The organism is Pseudomonas sp. Marseille-Q5115 (assembly GCF_916618905.1).
GTDB classification, from domain to species: Bacteria; Pseudomonadota; Gammaproteobacteria; order Pseudomonadales; family Pseudomonadaceae; genus Aquipseudomonas; species Aquipseudomonas japonica_A.
In genome coordinates, this window is the sequence record NZ_CAKAKI010000001.1 from 954,653 (window position 1) to 971,255 (window position 16,603).

Genomic DNA, 16,603 nt, shown 5'->3' on the forward strand with positions numbered 1-16,603 from the left:
GGCGGCCTATTCGCCGAGCCCGCCACTCGTCGCCCGCTTGGCCTGCATATTGCTCCAAACTCCCGTAACGAGGCTGCGGTCAAAAAACCGTCTGCCCACTACACGGCTCCGGAAAATAAGGCATCGCTATGTTCGACGGTAAATCCTTACTCATCACCGGCGGCACCGGCTCCTTTGGTCGTCACTTCATTCGCCGTTTGCTTGAGCAGTATCAGCCGCGCCGGGTGGTGGTGTTTTCCCGCGACGAACTCAAGCAATACGAAATGCAGCAAACCTTCGATGCGCCGTGCATGCGTTACTTCCTGGGGGATGTACGCGATGCCGAGCGTTTGCGCACGGCCATGCGCGGGGTGGATTACGTGATCCACGCCGCAGCGCTGAAGCAGGTGCCCGCAGCAGAATACAACCCCGGCGAATGCATTCGCACCAACGTCACCGGTGCCGAGAATGTGATTGCCGCGGCCATAGAAAACCACGTGACCAAGGTGGTGGCGCTGTCGACCGACAAGGCCGCCAGCCCTATCAACCTCTACGGCGCAACCAAGCTGCTGTCGGACAAGCTGTTCGTCGCGGCCAATAACATCGCCGGCGATCAAGCCACGCGTTTTGCCGTAGTGCGCTACGGCAACGTGGCAGGCTCGCGGGGTTCGGTAGTGCCGTTTTTCCGCAAGCTGCTGGCCGAAGGCGCGGCGGACATGCCGATCACCGACGCGCGTATGACCCGGTTCTGGATCACGTTGGATCAAGGCGTGCAGTTCGTGCTGGACAGCTTTGCGCGCATGCACGGCGGTGAGATCTTCGTGCCGAAGATCCCTTCGATTCGCATCGTGGACCTGGCCTCGGCGCTCGCACCCGGCTTGCCGCAGCGCATAGTCGGCATACGCCCTGGTGAAAAACTGCACGAATTGATGGTGCCGCAGGACGACGCCCGCATGACCCTGGAGTTCGCCGACCATTTCACCATCCAGCCCTCGGTGCGCTTCACCAGCGTGGACGTGGACCTGGCCGTGGATGGCCTGGGCGAGCGCGGCGTACCGGTGGACGAAGCCTTCGAGTACCGCTCTGATACCAACCCCAAGTTCCTCGACGTGACGCAGATTGCCGAGCTGCACGCAGGGTTGCCAGCATGATCCCCTATGGCCGGCAAAGCGTGGACGAGGCCGATATCGAGGCCGTGGTGCAGGTGCTGCGCTCGGACTGGCTCACCCAGGGCCCGGCCATCGAACGCTTCGAAGCGGCCATGGCTACCCGTTGCGCGACCGACCACGGGGTGATGGTGTGCAATGCGACTGCCGCACTGCACATCGCTTGCCTGGCGGCGGGCCTGGGGCCGGGGGACTGGCTGTGGACCAGCCCGAACACGTTTCTGGCCTCCGCCAACTGCGGCCTGTATTGCGGCGCCCGGGTGGATTTCGTCGACATCGACCCGCTCACCTGGAACCTCAGCGCCGAGGCCCTGGCGCTCAAGCTGGAAATCGCCGAGCGGGAAGGGCGCCTGCCCAAGGTGGTGGTGGCCGTGGCCTTTGCCGGGCAAAGCTGCGACATGGCGGCCATTGCCCGGCTGGCCGAGCGCTACGGCTTTACCCTGATTGAAGATGCCTCCCACGCGGTGGGTGCCCAGTATGGCGGGCAGCCGGTGGGTAGCGGCGAATTCGCGGACATGACGGTGTTCAGCTTTCATCCGGTGAAAATCATCACCACCGCCGAAGGCGGCATCGTGATGACTCGCCACACGGAGCTGGCCGAGCGCCTGCGTCGCCTGCGCAGCCACGGCATGACGCGTGACCCGGCAATGATGAGTGAGCCCAGCCACGGGCCGTGGTACTACCAACAGGTGGAGCTGGGCTTCAACTACCGTGCTACCGATATTCAGGCGGCGCTTGGGGTATCGCAACTGGCGCGGCTGGATGGTTTTCTGGCGCGCCGCCGGGCATTGGCCGACGCCTACGATCAGGCCTTGACCGGGCTGGGCCTGCAGCTTCCAGCGAGGCAGGCAAGCGCTGAATCGGCCTGGCATCTTTATGTGGTACGCATCGCCGAGCGCCGTGACGAGGTGTTCGCCGCGTTGCGGGCGGCCGGCGTAGGCGTGAACGTGCACTACATCCCGGTGCACCTGCAGCCGTTCTACCGGCAGATGGGTTTTGGCCCCGGCGATTTCCCGGAGGCCGAAGCCTATTACGCGCAGGCGTTGAGCTTGCCCTTGTACCCGGGGCTCACCGAGGCCGAACAGCATTACATCGTCAATGCGCTATCCGATGCGCTGGCATAAGGGGAGGGCTGGGTGAGCACGGTAGCGATCATTCCCGCGCGGGGCGGCAGCAAGCGGATTCCGGGCAAAAACCTGCGACCGTTCAATGGCGTGCCGATGATGGCGTGGTCCATCCGGGCCGCTCGCCAAGCTGGCTGTTTCGACCATATTGTGGTGAGCACCGATGACCCTGCCATTGCCGAACTGGCATTGGCCGAAGGCGCGGAGGTGCCGTTTATGCGGCCCGCTGAACTGGCAGATGACTACACCGGCACAGTGCCGGTGATTGCCCACGCATTAGGTGAATTGCCAGACGCCACACTGGCCTGCTGCCTGTACGCCACCGCGCCGCTGGTGCAGCCGCGTTATCTTCGGGAGGGCCTGGCGCTGCTACTGCGCAACCCTGCCAGGAGCTATGCGTTTTCCGTGTGCAGCTTTCCTTTTCCCGTGCAGCGTGCCCTGATACTCGATGACAGCGGCGCGCTGACCGCGCTGTATCCCGAATACCGGCACACACGTTCCCAGGACCTGCCCGAAGCGTATCAGGACGCCGGCCAGTTTTACTGGGGGCGCCGTGAAGCCTGGCTGCGCGGTGATACGTTGTTCTCGCCGTGCAGCCTGCCAGTGACCTTGCCCAGGTACCTGGTGCAGGACATCGACACCGAAGAGGATTGGAAGCGCGCCGAGTACCTTCATCAGGCGCTGCGGGCCGCCGGGGAAATAGACGCGTGAATATCCTCTTTCGCGCTGACGCCTCCAGCCAGATCGGCGTGGGGCACATCGCCCGCTGCCTGACCTTGGCCCAAGTGCTGCGTGAGCGTGGCGCCACCGTCAGCTTCGCCTGCCGCGCGTTGCCGGGCTTCGATCCCGCGATGGTGCGCGGGCAGGGCTTCGCGCTGATTGAGGTGCCGGAGGAAGCGGACGACCTGGCCGCGCTCGCCGGCCGCGGGTTCGACTGGGCAGTGGTAGATCATTATGGCCTTGACCGCACCTGGGAGCGCGCCGCACGTGCGGTTGCCCGGCGTATCGCGGTGATAGACGACCTGGCCAACCGGACACACCATGCCGACCTGTTGCTGGACCAGAACCTCACGGCCAGCGAAGCGGCCTACGAACCGCTGCTCAATGCCGAGTGCGAACGAATGCTGGGCCCGCGATACGCGCTGCTCCGCCCGGAATTCTCAGCGCCCACTCCGCCCAGGGCGGCGAAAGCGCGCCATGTGCTGGTGAGCTTTGGCGGCTTCGACGTGGCCGGTATGGCACTTAAAGCCCTGGAGGCGCTGGCGCCATTCCCGGAGCTGCAAGTCACGTTGCTGGCGGGCCACGGCCACCCCCAACGTGATCGGCTCCAGGCCTATGCGCTGCAACACCCTCATTGGCAGGTGCTTGATTACAGCCCGAACATGGCCGACCTGATGCGCGATTCGGATTTGTTCATCGGCGCTGGCGGCGGCACAACCTGGGAGCGCGCCGCGTTGCGCGTGCCTAGCCTGTGCGTGGCCGTGGCGGATAATCAGGTGAAAAACGCCGAAGCGCTGGCGCGAGAGGGGGGGCATGTGTACCTGGGCGAAGCGTCCAGCGTGAGCGTGAGCGCATTGAGCGCGGCCATCGCCTTGCTGATCAACAACTCGCCGCTGCGCCACAGCCTGGCCGAACGCGCGCGCCGGCTGGTGGACGGCCGCGGTGCGCAGCGGGTTGCCACAGGCTTGCTCGGCCCGCTGTTGCACTTGCGCCCTGCCACAGAGGCCGACGCTCAGCTGCTGTTCGACGGGCGCAACGCTGACGCCGTGCGGCAGGCCTCTTACGACACCCGCCCGCTGGAGTGGCCCCTGCACCTGGCCTGGCTATATGGCACCCTCGCCGACCCGGCGCGTGCGCTGTTCATCGGCGAAGCAAGCGGGCGGCCGATTGGTATGTTGCGCTACGACCGCCATCCCACCGAGCCGGGGCGGGCAGAGGTGTCCCTTTATCTCTTCGAAGCGTACCTGGGCCAAGGTTGGGGGCGCTGGCTAATACATGCCGGCGAAGCCTGGCTGCTGCGCCATTGGCCGGACGTGGTTCGTATCGACGCGGCGGTGTTACCTCATAACAGCGCATCGCTACACCTGTTTCACCTAGCCGGGTTCACCCAGCAGGTGTGTGAATTCACCCGAGCACTGGAGCATCGGCATGATCAAGATCGGCCATAGGGCCATTGGCCCCGAAAGCCCCCCGTTGGTAATTGCCGAAATGAGCGGCAACCATAATCAGTCCCTGGACCGTGCCCTGGCCATCGTCGATGCTGCCGCCGACGCCGGCGCGCACGCCCTCAAGCTCCAAACCTACACTGCCGACACCATGACCCTGGACCTAAACGAAGGCGAGTTTCACATTACCGACCCGGACAGCCTGTGGGCGGACACCTCGCTCTATGCCTTGTACCAGCAGGCCCATACGCCTTGGGAATGGCACGCGCCGATCTTCGAGCGGGCCAGGGCCAGGGGCATGCTCGCGTTTTCGTCCCCGTTCGACGAAACGGCCATCGACTTTCTCGAAACACTCGATGTGCCGGCTTACAAGATCGCTAGCTTCGAAAACACCGACCTGCCGCTGATCCGCCGTGCCGCCGCCACCGCCAAGCCCCTGATCATTTCTACCGGCATGGCCAGCCTTGCCGAGCTGGAGCTGTCGGTACGGGCTGCCCGGGAAGCGGGGTGCCGGGATCTGATCCTGCTCAAGTGCACCAGTACCTACCCTGCCACGCCGCAGAACACCCACCTGCGCACGCTGCCCCACCTGCGCGAACTGTTCGGCTGTGAAGTGGGCTTGTCTGACCACACAATGGGTGTGGGCGCAGCGGTGGCGGCGGTTGCGCTAGGAGCTACCGTGGTGGAAAAACACTTCACCCTCAGCCGCGCCGCTGGCGGTGTGGATGCCAGCTTCTCGCTGGAACCCACGGAACTTGCCAGCCTGGTGACGGAAACAGAGCGCGCCTGGCAGGCCATGGGGCAAGTGCACTACGGGCCTACCACGGCCGAACAGAAATCCCTGGTGTTCCGCCGCTCGCTTTATGTAGTGAAAGACATGGCACCCGGCGAGCCTTTCAATCGGGAGAACCTGCGTGCCATCCGCCCCGGGCTGGGCTTGGCGCCGCGGCACATCGACGGTGTGCTGGGCCGCAGCGCTCGCCACGCCATCAAGCGCGGCACGCCGCTGGCGTGGGGGTTGATAGACTGATCAGCGCCCTTGTGGGACCAGGCAGAGCCTGGGAACAAGCACAACCCGGAAGCAGTCAGCGCGCGGCTTAATCAGGAACGTTCGTGCAAATTACGTCTGCATTGCGTGACCTACCGGTCATTTTGCGCATCTCCACAATATTGTAACCTGAGGCCATGGCGCGTTCTGGCTGCCTGCAGCCCGCTGCCTTTATCGCCCTGTCAGGTTTTCGTCAGCGCTACGTCTGGGTGGCGGCGCGTTTTTCAGCGATTCTTTTTTTGGGAAGCCAGAATGATTGGCATCAAGAGCATAGCGAGTTACGTACCGGTTGCCGGCCTGGACAATTACGAGCAAGGTGCGAAATTCGGCAAGGATGAAGACTTCATTCTCGGCAAGATCGGCTCGGCCTTTTTGCCTCGCAAGGCCCCCGAGCAGGAAACGTCCGACCTGTGCGTGGAAGCGGTGAATGCGTTGTTCGCCAATAACCCGCAGCTGTCGCGCGATTCCATCGATGCGCTGATCGTGGTAACCCAGAACGGCGACGCCGAAGGCCTGCCTCACACTGCGGCTATCGTTCAGGACAAGCTGGGCCTGCCTACGGGCATTGCGGCGTTCGACATCTCGCTGGGCTGCTCGGGCTATGTCTACGGCATCTATGCGCTCAAAGGCTTCATGGAAGCCGCCGGGCTGAAGAACGGCCTGCTGGTTACCGCCGACCCGTACTCCAAGATCGTCGACCCCGAAGACCGCAACACCACTATGCTGTTCGGCGATGCCGCCACGGCTACCTGGATGGGGGAGGGCGCGGTGTGGCAGCTGGGCAAGTCCATGTTCGGCACGGACGGCTCCGGAGCGCCACATTTGAAAGTGGAAAACGGCACCTTCTTCATGAACGGCCGCCAGGTGTTCAACTTTGCTCTGCTCAAGGTGCCGCAGCACCTGCATGCGCTGCTGGAGGCTTCCGGCCTCAGCGCTGCCGACATCGACGCCTACTGCATTCACCAGGGCAGCGCGGCCATTGTGGACGCCGTGGCGCGGCGTTTCGAGGAAGACAGCCCCGAAAAATTCGTCAAGGACATGGTCGAAACAGGTAACACCGTGTCGTCCAGCGTGCCGCTGCTGCTGGAGAAGCACCTGTTCGACTCCAGCTGGAAGCGCGTGGCCATCAGCGGTTTCGGTGTCGGCCTGTCCTGGGGATCGGCTATCCTCTACCGCGAATAAGGTCGAGGTTCGCGGGCACCCCAGGCAATGAGTGAGATTCTGACGCAAAACCTCGCGGTCATCCGCGAGCGCTGGCCCGCCCTGGCAGCGCGGCTGGAGGCTGAAGTGGCCGATCACCTGGCGGTCGAAGTGGTCCAGGGGCAGGAAGAGACGCTGCGGGTCAACGACATACAGCTCACCAGCCGCCATGGGCGCTTTGCCGAGGCCAGGCTACAGGCGGCCAGCCTGCCGGGCGGTTGCTTGGCAGCGCACGTTTACGGGCCGGGCCTGGGCGACCTTCCGCGGGTATTACTGGTGGCGCCGCACCTGCGGCACCTGACCATCTACCTGCTCAACGGCCCGCTGTTCACCCTGGTGCTGCAAGTGCTCGATCACACCGACTGGCTTGCAGACCCCCGGGTAAGCCTGGCCTATGCGGGTGACGAAACGGAGATCCATCTGCCTTTTGTAGCCTTGCCGTCGGAACTGGTACTGGCTGACGACCACGCCTCGAAAATCCGTGATCGGTTGGTCAGCGAGCTGCACCTGAGCTTCAATAACCGGCTGTTCGATGCCCAGGATCCGGAGGTGGTTGCTCGGCTACGGGCGAATGAAGCCATGCTGGCCAGCGACGGCGATGCCGCCGCGCTGTTCGGCACTTCACCTGGCGCCAGCGTCTACGTGGTTGCCACGGGGCCAAGCCTGGAGCATCACTTCGACCATTTACGCGACAGCCGCGCCGCTGCCAACCGGCCTTTGCTCATTTGTGTGGACACGGCCTGGCGCCCTCTGCTGGACCACGGCATCGTTGCCGACATCGTGGTCAGCATCGACCAACGCATCAGTGAACGCCACCTGCCGCCGGAACATTCCGCCGGCACCTGCCTGGTGTACATGCCGCTACTTGCGCCCGAAGTGTTGAGCCAATGGCGTGGCCAACGGTTGGCAAGCTACTCGCCCAGCCCTGTTTACACCGCGCTGCGCCAGCGCATGCCCAAGGCCGAGCTGGCCGGCGGCGGCAGCGTGATTCATCCGGCAGTGGACCTTGCCGTCCGTATGGGCGCGGCCCAGGTGACGCTGTTCGGCGCGGATTTCGCCTTCCCCAACGACAAGACCCACGCCGGCTGGAGCGATGGCGACCTGGGCCCTCAGCTCACTCACGCCCGGCACTGGGTGCTGGACGGCCATGGCGGGCGCGTGCGTACACAGCTGAATTTCCGCAGCTACCTGACCGAGCTGGAGCGGTACATCGCCCGGCACCCAGGCGTGGCTTTCTTCAATACCAGCCGTGACGGGGCGATGATCGCCGGTACCGCTTTTGCCGAGGGCCTTGTACGTGAGTGAGGTTGCACCGCTTATAGAGGAGGCGCGCGCCTGCGCCGGGCTGTTTCGGCTGGGCCGTGATGTGGAAGCGGCGCTGCGCATGGTTGACCTGTTCGACCGCCTGGCACCGTTGTTCGAGGCCGCGCCCACCCACCAGCAACAGCAATGGGGCGCGCTGCTGATGGAAACCTTTTCCCGCCAACAGCTTCAGGATTGGCTGGCCGTGGCCGATTACCTGGAGTACGAGTTGGTTGCGCTCATGGAGCACTGCGGGCAATAACGCTTGCAGCGCCCGTGTCCTTCCTGGCAAGTATCAGCAGCTGCCACAACAAGTAGCGGCAGCAGCGGAATTGCCAAGACAGTCACAGTTTTTATCTTCAGTGCCAGCGGCCTTAACGCCGTAAACCCCTGTCAGTATTGGGAAAAATGGCAAAGTCGAAAAAAAAGCGCGAAACGCCCCTCAAGCAAGCGGCCAACACGACGATAACTAGTACGTAGGTTCTCTAGGCCACACTGGCAGAGCAGGGCCGGTAGCCAAGTACATCACCCCCCTGAGGAATTCGTCATGTCGTTGACCGTTAACACCAACATTGCTTCCCTGACCGTTCAGAACAACCTGAACAAGGCTTCGTCCGCCACCAGCACCTCGATGACTCGCTTGTCCTCGGGCCTGAAAATCAACAGCGCCAAAGACGACGCCGCCGGCCTGCAGATCGCTACCCGTCTGACCACCCAGATCAAAGGCCTGACCGTTGCGACCAAAAACGCCAACGACGCTACCTCGATCGCCCAGACCGCTGAAGGCGCACTGCAAGAAACCACCAGCATCCTGCAGCGTATGCGTGAACTGGCTGTTCAGTCGCGTAACGACTCCAACAGCACTTCGGACCGTACCGCTCTGCAATCTGAATTCAGCCAGATGAGCGACGAACTGACCCGTATCTCCACGTCGACTACCTTCGGTACCGGCATGAAGCTGCTCGACGGTTCGGCTTCGGGCCTGCAGTTCCAGGTAGGCGCCATGACCGGTGACGACCAGCACATCGACCTGGGCATCAGCCTGAACGCTTCGGCCTCCGGCCTGGGTGTTGCCAGCGTTGCAATCACCGGTGCCGACCCGAGCGCCGCGCACACCGCGATCGACTCGGCCATCAGCGCCATCGACGCCGCGTTGAACACCGTGAACACCACCCGTGCCGACCTGGGTGCCAAGCAGAACCGTCTGGAAAGCACCATCAGCAACATCAGCAACATCATCGAGAACGCTACCGCCTCTCGTTCGACCATTCAGGACGTAGACTTCGCCGCTGAAACCGCTGAGCTGACCAAGCAACAAACCCTGCAACAGGCTTCCACCGCGATCCTGTCCCAGGCCAACCAGATCCCGTCCGCTGTTCTGAAGCTGCTTCAGTAATATCGGTCGACGGTCAATGACGAGGGGGGGCGCTGAGCGCGCCCTCTTGTTGTTTTCACCCTGAGGTAACGGTTATGGACATGAGTGTCAATGCAGTAAAGGCGCTTGAAGTCAGCAAGCCCATGACCACGTCAGCTCCTGTCGATGCAGTAAAGGCCGTTGGTGCCGCCGATTCGTCGGCCAGCAACAGCGTGCCGGCTACCGGCAAGATCGAGCGTGAGCAGGTTGAAAAGGCTGTTGAAGATATTCAGGCGTTTGTGAATTCCAACCAGCGCAACCTGGACTTTTCCATCGACGACACCACTGGTGACGTGGTGGTGAAGATCGTGGCAACTCAGAGCGGAGAAGTCATTCGACAGCTTCCGTCCGAAGAAGCCTTGAAGATGGCGCAGCGCTTGAAGGATCCCCATAGCCTTCTGTTCGATGAGCAGGCGTGAGTTGGGCACGGAACTTGTAGTGTTCCGGTGAAGAAGGCAGCCCGCCGGTTTTTCGGCGGCTGACCTACAGGAGAGGATTGATGACTTCCACTACATCCACCACGTCGGTCAGCTCGAGCGGCGGGATCACGGTCAGCGGTGTCGGTTCGGGTATCGACACGTCGGCGATCGTCAGCGCGCTGGTAAAAGCGTCCACCAGCCCCAAGCAGACCCAGATTACCAAGGCCGAAACCGCGACCAACACCACGTTGTCCGGTATCGGTAGCCTGAAGAGCGCCCTGGAAGCCTTCCAGACCGCCGCCGCGGCCCTGAACAACACCAACACGTTCATGGGCCTGACGGCGGCGTCGTCGTTGGAAACGGTGGTCAAGGCCACGTCCAGCAATACCGCGTCTCCGGGCAACTATGCCTTGGACGTGACCAAGATCGCCACGGCCTCGAAAGTCGCGAGCAAGTTGTTTGCCAGCGGCCCTTCGACGGCGATCAACTCGGGCACCCTGGCCATTACCCAGGGCGGCAAGAGCTACTCGGTGAACGTGGGTTCCGGCGCCACCTTGAGCAGCGTGCGCGATTCGATCAACACGTCGCTGTCGTCCAGCGGTATCAGCGCCAACATCGTCACGGATTCCAACGGATCCCGGCTGGTATTGACGTCGACTACCACGGGCGCGGGCTCGGACATCTCCACCAGCGGTATTCCCGAGCTCACCATCGACGGCACCAGCCAGCTTGATGCGGCCGATACCACCAGTGCCGGCTTCATCACGGCCCGGCCTGTTGACGCGGCCTACACCATCGACGGCCTGGCGATGACCAGTAGCAGCAATACCATCGACTCGGCCATCAGTGGGATCAGCCTCAGCCTGACGGGCGTGGGCAAGTCCACGGTGACGGTAGCGTCCGACAGCGACACACTGAAGACCTCGGTGCAGGCGTTCGTGGATGCCTACAACACCATGATGACAGTGGTGAACAAGCAGACCAAGGTGACGTCCACGGGCGCGACCACCAGCACCAGCGATTCGGCGACCACCTCCAGTGGCCCGCTGACCGGTGATGCCATGGTGCGCAAACTGGTGGCGCAGGTTCATGGCGCGCTTACCAGCGTGAGTACCACAAGCGGTTCGTTGAGCGTGCTGTCGCAGCTGGGCGTGGGTACCAACTCCGTCACTGGCTTGTTGACGCTCGACGACAACAAGTGGAACACCGCGATGAAGACTCAGTACGGCAACGTCGCCAGCCTGTTCACGGGCAAGGACGGGCTGATTACCAAGATGGATAACATCCTTGAAGGGTATACCCAGACCGGTGGGGTGCTGGAAACTCGGCAAAAGACCCTCAACGCCAAGCTGAGTGACCTGGATAACCAACAGGATGCGCTTGACCGGCGTACCGAATCGCTCACGGCGATCCTGACGGCCAAGTACACCGCGATGGACACCCTGGTGGCGCAGTTGAACTCCACCAGCAACAGTGTGCTGAGCACGCTCGAAGCGATGAACAAATCCGACGATTGATGCAGTGATTCGTTGTTTCGGGCCCGGTAACTTCAAGCAGGTTATCGGGCCTTTTTTCATTCCACGCGCCGTTAAAGTTCAACCGCTTAGTGTCGATAAACTAAGCAAGAGGACCAACCGGTTCCGCAGACTACGCCCCAACTTCCGAGGCCAACCGCAATGCATCCGATGAAGGCGCTTCGCCAATACCAGAAAGTAAACTCCCACGCGCAAGCCTCCGAAGCCAGCCCGCACCGCCTGGTGCAGATGCTGATGGAAGGCGTGCTGGACCGCCTGGCGCAAGCCAAGGGCGCCATGGCGCGTAACCAGGTGGCTCAGAAGGGCGTGATGCTGGGCAAGGCAATCGAGATCATCGGTGGCCTGCGCGAAGGCCTGGACCCCGAGAAGACCGATGACAAAAAAGGCATCGCCAAGCTCGACCAACTGTATGCCTACATGATGAAACAGCTGATCCAGGCTAACCGCAAGAACGACCCGAACATTGTCGACGAGGTTGCTCGCCTGATGATTACCGTCAAGGCTGGTTGGGATGCGATCGGTCATGTTGCTCAGGAATAACCGTGAGGACTCTGCCATGAGTGCCCTTGAACGTATCGAATACACCCGTGCGGCGCTCAGCGAGGCCTTGGCGGTGAAGGACTGGACCGCCATCGGCAAGCTGGACCTGCAGATCCGCGCATGTCTGGACGGCCTGTTCGAAGGCACGCCGGCCGACCCGGCCGTGGTTCGGCATAACCTGGAGTCGCTGTTGCAGCTGTATCGCCAGCTGGTAGACGTGAGCCGAGGCGAACGCCAGGCGGTGGCCGACGAACTCAAGCAGGTGCGTCAGGGTCATAACGCCAGCAAGGTTTACCACCTCTTCACGTAAGCCTGTGGCCCCTGCGCTTAACGCATTGCAGGCGCGGGGTGCGCCATAAATTTGACTGTGCCGGAGTTTTTGACTTTACTAGTGCCTGATTATAGGGTTCCGGCGTCTCAAGGTTTACGAGCCATGAGGTGGCAATCGCCGTGGCGGGCATTGGGCCGTATCGGGCATTGACTAGGGAAGTTGCTATTGCATGTGGCGTGAAACGAAAATTCTGCTGATCGATGACGATAGCGTTCGCCGCCGTGACATGTCGGTGATTCTGAGCTTCCTGGGCGAGGACAACCTGCCTTGTGGCAGTGGAGACTGGCAACGCGTGGTCGAGGGCCTGGCGTCCAGCCGGGAAGTACTCTGCGTACTGGTGGGCACGCTCAATGCGCCGGCCAACCTCCCCGGGTTGTTGAAAACCGTGGCGGGTTGGGATGAGTTTCTTCCGGTGTTGCTGCTCGGTGATGGCTCCCAGGTGGAGCTTGCCGAAGACCAGCGCCGTCGCGTGCTGTCCACCCTCGAAATGCCACCCAGCTACAGCAAGCTGCTGGATTCGCTGCACCGCGCCCAGGTTTACCGCGAGATGTACGACCAGGCTCGCGAGCGTGGCCGTCAGCGTGAGCCCAACCTGTTCCGCAGCCTGGTGGGCACCAGCCGCGCCATTCAACACGTGCGGCAGATGATGCAGCAGGTGGCCGACACCGACGCCAGCGTATTGATCCTCGGCGAGTCGGGTACCGGCAAGGAAGTGGTTGCCCGTAACCTGCATTACCATTCCAAGCGGCGCGATGCGCCTTTCGTTCCAGTGAACTGTGGCGCGATCCCGGCAGAGCTGCTCGAAAGCGAACTGTTCGGCCACGAGAAGGGCGCATTCACTGGCGCGATCACCAGCCGCGCAGGCCGCTTCGAACTCGCCAACGGCGGCACACTGTTCCTCGACGAAATCGGCGACATGCCGCTGCCCATGCAGGTCAAGCTGCTGCGGGTACTGCAGGAACGGACCTTCGAGCGGGTCGGCAGCAACAAGACCCAAAGCATCGACGTGCGGATCATCGCAGCGACCCACAAAAACCTCGAAGGCATGATCGAAACGGGCAGCTTCCGTGAAGACCTGTATTACCGCCTGAACGTATTCCCCATCGAGATGGCACCGCTGCGCGAGCGGGTTGAAGACATCCCCTTGCTCATGAACGAGCTCATCTCGCGCATGGAGCACGAGAAACGCGGCTCGATCCGCTTCAACTCTGCCGCCATCATGTCCCTCTGCCGCCACGCCTGGCCTGGCAACGTCCGCGAATTGGCCAACCTGGTTGAGCGCATGGCGATCATGCATCCCTACGGCGTGATCGGCGTGTCGGAGCTGCCAAAGAAATTCCGCTACGTGGACGACGAGGACGAGCAACTGGTCGACAGCCTGCGCAGCGATCTGGAAGAGCGCGTTGCCATCAACGGCCACACGCCAGACTTCGCTTCCAGCGCCTTGCTGCCGCCGGAAGGCCTGGACCTGAAGGACTACCTGGGTGGCCTGGAGCAGGGGTTGATCCAGCAGGCGCTGGATGATGCCAATGGTATCGTGGCCCGCGCCGCCGAACGCCTGCGTATCCGCCGTACCACCCTGGTGGAGAAGATGCGCAAGTACGGCATGAGCCGCCGTGAAGGCGACGACGCCGCCGACGAGTGACGGCCGGGTTCTGTACCCCGCCTGTTACACGCCCCGGCACATCAATTGCAACTCATGGCTCATCCCAACCGTTTTCTGACGGTGAGCCATGAGAGTTCATGATGTCCCAGGCCGCTCCCCTCGCTGACGCCCGCCACTATCTTGCCGATGACCGGCCAAACCTGGACCAGGCCTTTGCGCTGTTCAACCAGGTTTCGGCTCAGCTGAACGACTCCTACAAATTGCTCGAAAACCGGGTCAGCCACCTCAAGGGTGAATTGGCGCAGGCGGGCGAGGAACGGTTGCGGCAGTTGGCTGAAAAGGAGCGGTTGGCCAACCGGCTACAGCACTTGCTGGATCTCTTGCCGGGCGGCGTGATCGTGATCGATGGGCAGGGCCGAGTGGCCGAAGCCAACCCGGCTGCGGGGGCGTTGCTTGGTGCGCCGCTGGAAGGGGCGCTGTGGCGTGACGTGATTGCTCGATCATTCGCGCCCCGTCGGGACGATGGCCATGAAGTCTCGCTCAAGGGCGGTCGCCGGCTTTCCATCGCTACGCGTTCCCTTGGCGCCGAGCCGGGGCAATTGGTACTGCTGACCGACCTGACTGAAACCCGGCGCCTGCAGGACCAGCTTGCGCGTCACGAACGGCTGTCGGCCTTGGGCCGCATGGTCGCGTCGCTGGCGCACCAGATCCGTACCCCACTGTCGGCCGCCATGTTGTACGCCAGCCATCTTCAGGAGCCGGGCCTTGCCGGTGAAACCCGTGAGCGTTTCGCCGGTCGTTTGAAAGAGCGTTTGCACGAGCTGGAGCATCAGGTTCGAGACATGCTGGTGTTCGCGCGGGGGGAGTTACCGCTTAATGACCGACTTACGCCCGGCGCACTGTTCACGGCCCTGCGCGAAGCGGCGCTCATCCGCACTGAAGGCTTGCCGCTGCGCTGGCAATGCGACCTCCACGGCGGGGAAGTGCTCTGCAACCGGGATACGCTGGTAGGCGCGCTGTTGAACCTGCTGGAAAACGCTGTACACGCCAGCGGCGATCATCCTCGGCTCAAGGTCCACCTGTACAAGCGGCCTGGCGAGCTTCGCCTATGCGTGAGCGACGCAGGCGCCGGGATCGATAGCGCCACCCTGGCCCGCTTGGGCGAACCTTTTTTCACCACAAAATCGACCGGCACCGGCCTTGGCCTGGCCGTTGTGCTTTCGGTGGTACGCGCCCATGGCGGAGAGCTCCGCTTGCGGTCCAGGCCTGGCCGCGGCACCTGCGCTCTGGTGGTGCTGCCATTGCTGGGCGAACAGGAGGCTTGATGCACACGAAAATTCTGCTGGTCGAAGACGACCGCGCATTGCGCGAAGCACTGGTGGATACCCTGTTGCTTGCCGGGCATGACTATGTGGCGGTGGGGTCCGCCGAGCAGGCACTGGAGCGGGTGGCTGCCGAGGCCTTCAGCCTGGTGATCAGCGACGTGAACATGCCAGGCATGGATGGTCATGGGCTGCTGCTGCGCCTGCGTGCCGATTGGCCTCAAGTGCCGGTGCTGCTGATGACCGCCCACGGGGGCGTTCAACAGGCGGTGGACGCCATGCGTCACGGCGCTGTGGATTATCTGGTCAAGCCGTTTGATGCCAAGGCGCTTTTACAGCGGGTTACCCAGCATGCGCTCCATCTATTGCCTTCGGCCGAAAACGATCCTGCCGTCGCTTGCGAACCGGCCAGCCAGCGGTTGCTGGCATTGGCTGCCAAAGTTGCTCGCAGCGACTCCACGGTGTTGATATCCGGCGAATCCGGCACGGGCAAGGAAGTGCTGGCCCGTTATATCCATCGGCATTCGCCTCGGGCCGAGCAACCCTTTGTGGCAATCAACTGCGCGGCCATCCCGGACAACATGCTCGAAGCCACCTTGTTCGGCCATGAGAAGGGCGCCTTCACCGGTGCGGTGGCGGCGCAGGCCGGCAAGTTCGAGCAGGCCAACGGCGGCACCCTGCTGCTGGATGAAATCTCCGAAATGCCTTTGGCGCTGCAAGCCAAGCTTCTGCGGGTACTCCAGGAGCGCGAAGTGGAGCGCGTAGGGGGACGTAAGCCGATCCCTCTGGATATCAGGATCATCGCGACCACCAACCGGCAGTTGCAGGATGACGTAGCCGTCGGCCGATTCCGGCAGGACCTGTATTACCGCCTGTCGGTGTTCCCGCTGGCCTGGCTGCCATTGCGTGAGCGCCCGGCCGATATCCTCCCGTTGGCCGAACGTCTGATGGCCAAACATGGCAGCAAGATGAGAAGCCCTGGTGCCCGGCTGTCGGACAGTGCCCGCGCCGCTCTATTGGCGCATCCCTGGCCCGGCAACGTTCGGGAGCTGGATAACGCGTTGCAGCGCGCCCTGATTCTTCAGCAAGGCGGCGTAATCGAGGCGGATGATTTTTGCCTTGTGCCCCCGGCAGGCACCAGCCATCGCCCCAACGGCGGTACTTTCCGCGAAGCGGCGGTAGAGCCGGATGTGGTCGGGCTAGGGGATGACCTGCGCCGTCGCGAATTCGAATTGATCCTTGAAACGCTCAGGGCAGAGCGCGGCCGCCGTAAAGAGTCCGCTGAGCGGTTGGGCATCAGCGCCCGAACCTTGCGGTATAAGCTCGCTCAAATGAGAGACGCCGGAATGGACGTCGAGGCGTATCTGTTTGCCAGCTGATGTATCACGGCTGTTGCCGTTGGCATCGCTCTTGCTACCTCCATGGTAACTGACGGTTCAAGCGTCAAAAATT

Annotated in this window: 16 protein-coding genes; all 16 read left to right on the plus strand. The window is 62.6% G+C overall.

All coding sequences use genetic code 11. The annotated features are described in order from the left end of the window. Window positions 1-128 precede the first annotated feature (128 nt). Window positions 129-1,130: a UDP-N-acetylglucosamine 4,6-dehydratase (inverting) gene (gene pseB, locus LG385_RS04545; protein ID WP_225772745.1), complete on the plus strand. Its 1,002-nt coding sequence runs from the start codon at window positions 129-131 to the stop codon at window positions 1,128-1,130. Next, entirely contained in the window at window positions 1,127-2,269 is a 1,143-nt protein-coding gene (pseC, locus tag LG385_RS04550; protein WP_225772748.1) for a UDP-4-amino-4,6-dideoxy-N-acetyl-beta-L-altrosamine transaminase, read from the plus strand. The genes pseB and pseC overlap by 4 nt, the downstream gene beginning before the upstream one ends. 12 nt (window positions 2,270-2,281) lie before the next feature. Next, a complete protein-coding gene (gene pseF / locus LG385_RS04555) occupies window positions 2,282-2,980 on the plus strand; it encodes a pseudaminic acid cytidylyltransferase (RefSeq protein WP_225772750.1) in 699 nt (232 codons plus the stop codon). Next, window positions 2,977-4,437 carry a UDP-2,4-diacetamido-2,4,6-trideoxy-beta-L-altropyranose hydrolase gene (pseG, locus tag LG385_RS04560; RefSeq protein WP_225772752.1) on the plus strand — a complete coding sequence of 487 codons (1,461 nt, stop codon included), beginning with the start codon at window positions 2,977-2,979 and terminating at the stop codon, window positions 4,435-4,437. The genes pseF and pseG overlap by 4 nt, the downstream gene beginning before the upstream one ends. Continuing rightward, complete coding sequence (gene pseI / locus LG385_RS04565; RefSeq protein WP_225776169.1) at window positions 4,412-5,464, plus strand: pseudaminic acid synthase; 1,053 nt, start codon at window positions 4,412-4,414, stop codon at window positions 5,462-5,464. The genes pseG and pseI overlap by 26 nt, the downstream gene beginning before the upstream one ends. A 270-nt stretch (window positions 5,465-5,734) precedes the next feature. Further along, the gene (locus LG385_RS04570; RefSeq protein ID WP_225772754.1) at window positions 5,735-6,664 is read left to right on the plus strand and encodes a ketoacyl-ACP synthase III; all 930 of its coding nucleotides are present in this window, start codon (window positions 5,735-5,737) and stop codon (window positions 6,662-6,664) included. A 27-nt stretch (window positions 6,665-6,691) separates the two neighbouring features. After that, window positions 6,692-7,987, plus strand: coding sequence for a motility associated factor glycosyltransferase family protein (locus LG385_RS04575; protein WP_225772756.1), 1,296 nt, complete (start codon window positions 6,692-6,694; stop codon window positions 7,985-7,987). Next, window positions 7,980-8,246 (plus strand): hypothetical protein, encoded by a 267-nt coding sequence (locus LG385_RS04580; RefSeq protein ID WP_225772758.1) that lies wholly within the window; start codon window positions 7,980-7,982, stop codon window positions 8,244-8,246. The genes LG385_RS04575 and LG385_RS04580 overlap by 8 nt, the downstream gene beginning before the upstream one ends. 285 nt (window positions 8,247-8,531) lie before the next feature. Then, window positions 8,532-9,380 (plus strand): flagellin domain-containing protein, encoded by an 849-nt coding sequence (locus tag LG385_RS04585; protein ID WP_225772760.1) that lies wholly within the window; start codon window positions 8,532-8,534, stop codon window positions 9,378-9,380. A gap of 74 nt (window positions 9,381-9,454) precedes the next feature. Next, complete coding sequence (locus LG385_RS04590; protein ID WP_225772762.1) at window positions 9,455-9,817, plus strand: flagellar protein FlaG; 363 nt, start codon at window positions 9,455-9,457, stop codon at window positions 9,815-9,817. Between the two features lie 80 nt (window positions 9,818-9,897). After that, window positions 9,898-11,334 carry a flagellar filament capping protein FliD gene (gene fliD / locus LG385_RS04595; protein ID WP_225772764.1) on the plus strand — a complete coding sequence of 479 codons (1,437 nt, stop codon included), beginning with the start codon at window positions 9,898-9,900 and terminating at the stop codon, window positions 11,332-11,334. 159 nt (window positions 11,335-11,493) lie between these two features. Beyond that, a complete protein-coding gene (gene fliS / locus LG385_RS04600; protein WP_181113059.1) occupies window positions 11,494-11,892 on the plus strand; it encodes a flagellar export chaperone FliS in 399 nt (132 codons plus the stop codon). A 16-nt stretch (window positions 11,893-11,908) separates the two neighbouring features. After that, entirely contained in the window at window positions 11,909-12,202 is a 294-nt protein-coding gene (locus tag LG385_RS04605) for a flagellar protein FliT (protein ID WP_181113055.1), read from the plus strand. A gap of 190 nt (window positions 12,203-12,392) precedes the next feature. Then, window positions 12,393-13,868 (plus strand): sigma-54 dependent transcriptional regulator, encoded by a 1,476-nt coding sequence (locus tag LG385_RS04610; RefSeq protein WP_181113051.1) that lies wholly within the window; start codon window positions 12,393-12,395, stop codon window positions 13,866-13,868. 101 nt (window positions 13,869-13,969) lie between these two features. Then, window positions 13,970-15,154 (plus strand): sensor histidine kinase, encoded by a 1,185-nt coding sequence (locus LG385_RS04615; RefSeq protein WP_225776170.1) that lies wholly within the window; start codon window positions 13,970-13,972, stop codon window positions 15,152-15,154. Further along, a complete protein-coding gene (locus LG385_RS04620) occupies window positions 15,154-16,530 on the plus strand; it encodes a sigma-54-dependent transcriptional regulator (RefSeq protein ID WP_225772766.1) in 1,377 nt (458 codons plus the stop codon). Before LG385_RS04615 ends, LG385_RS04620 begins: the two co-directional genes overlap by 1 nt. The last annotated feature ends 73 nt before the right edge of the window (window positions 16,531-16,603 follow it).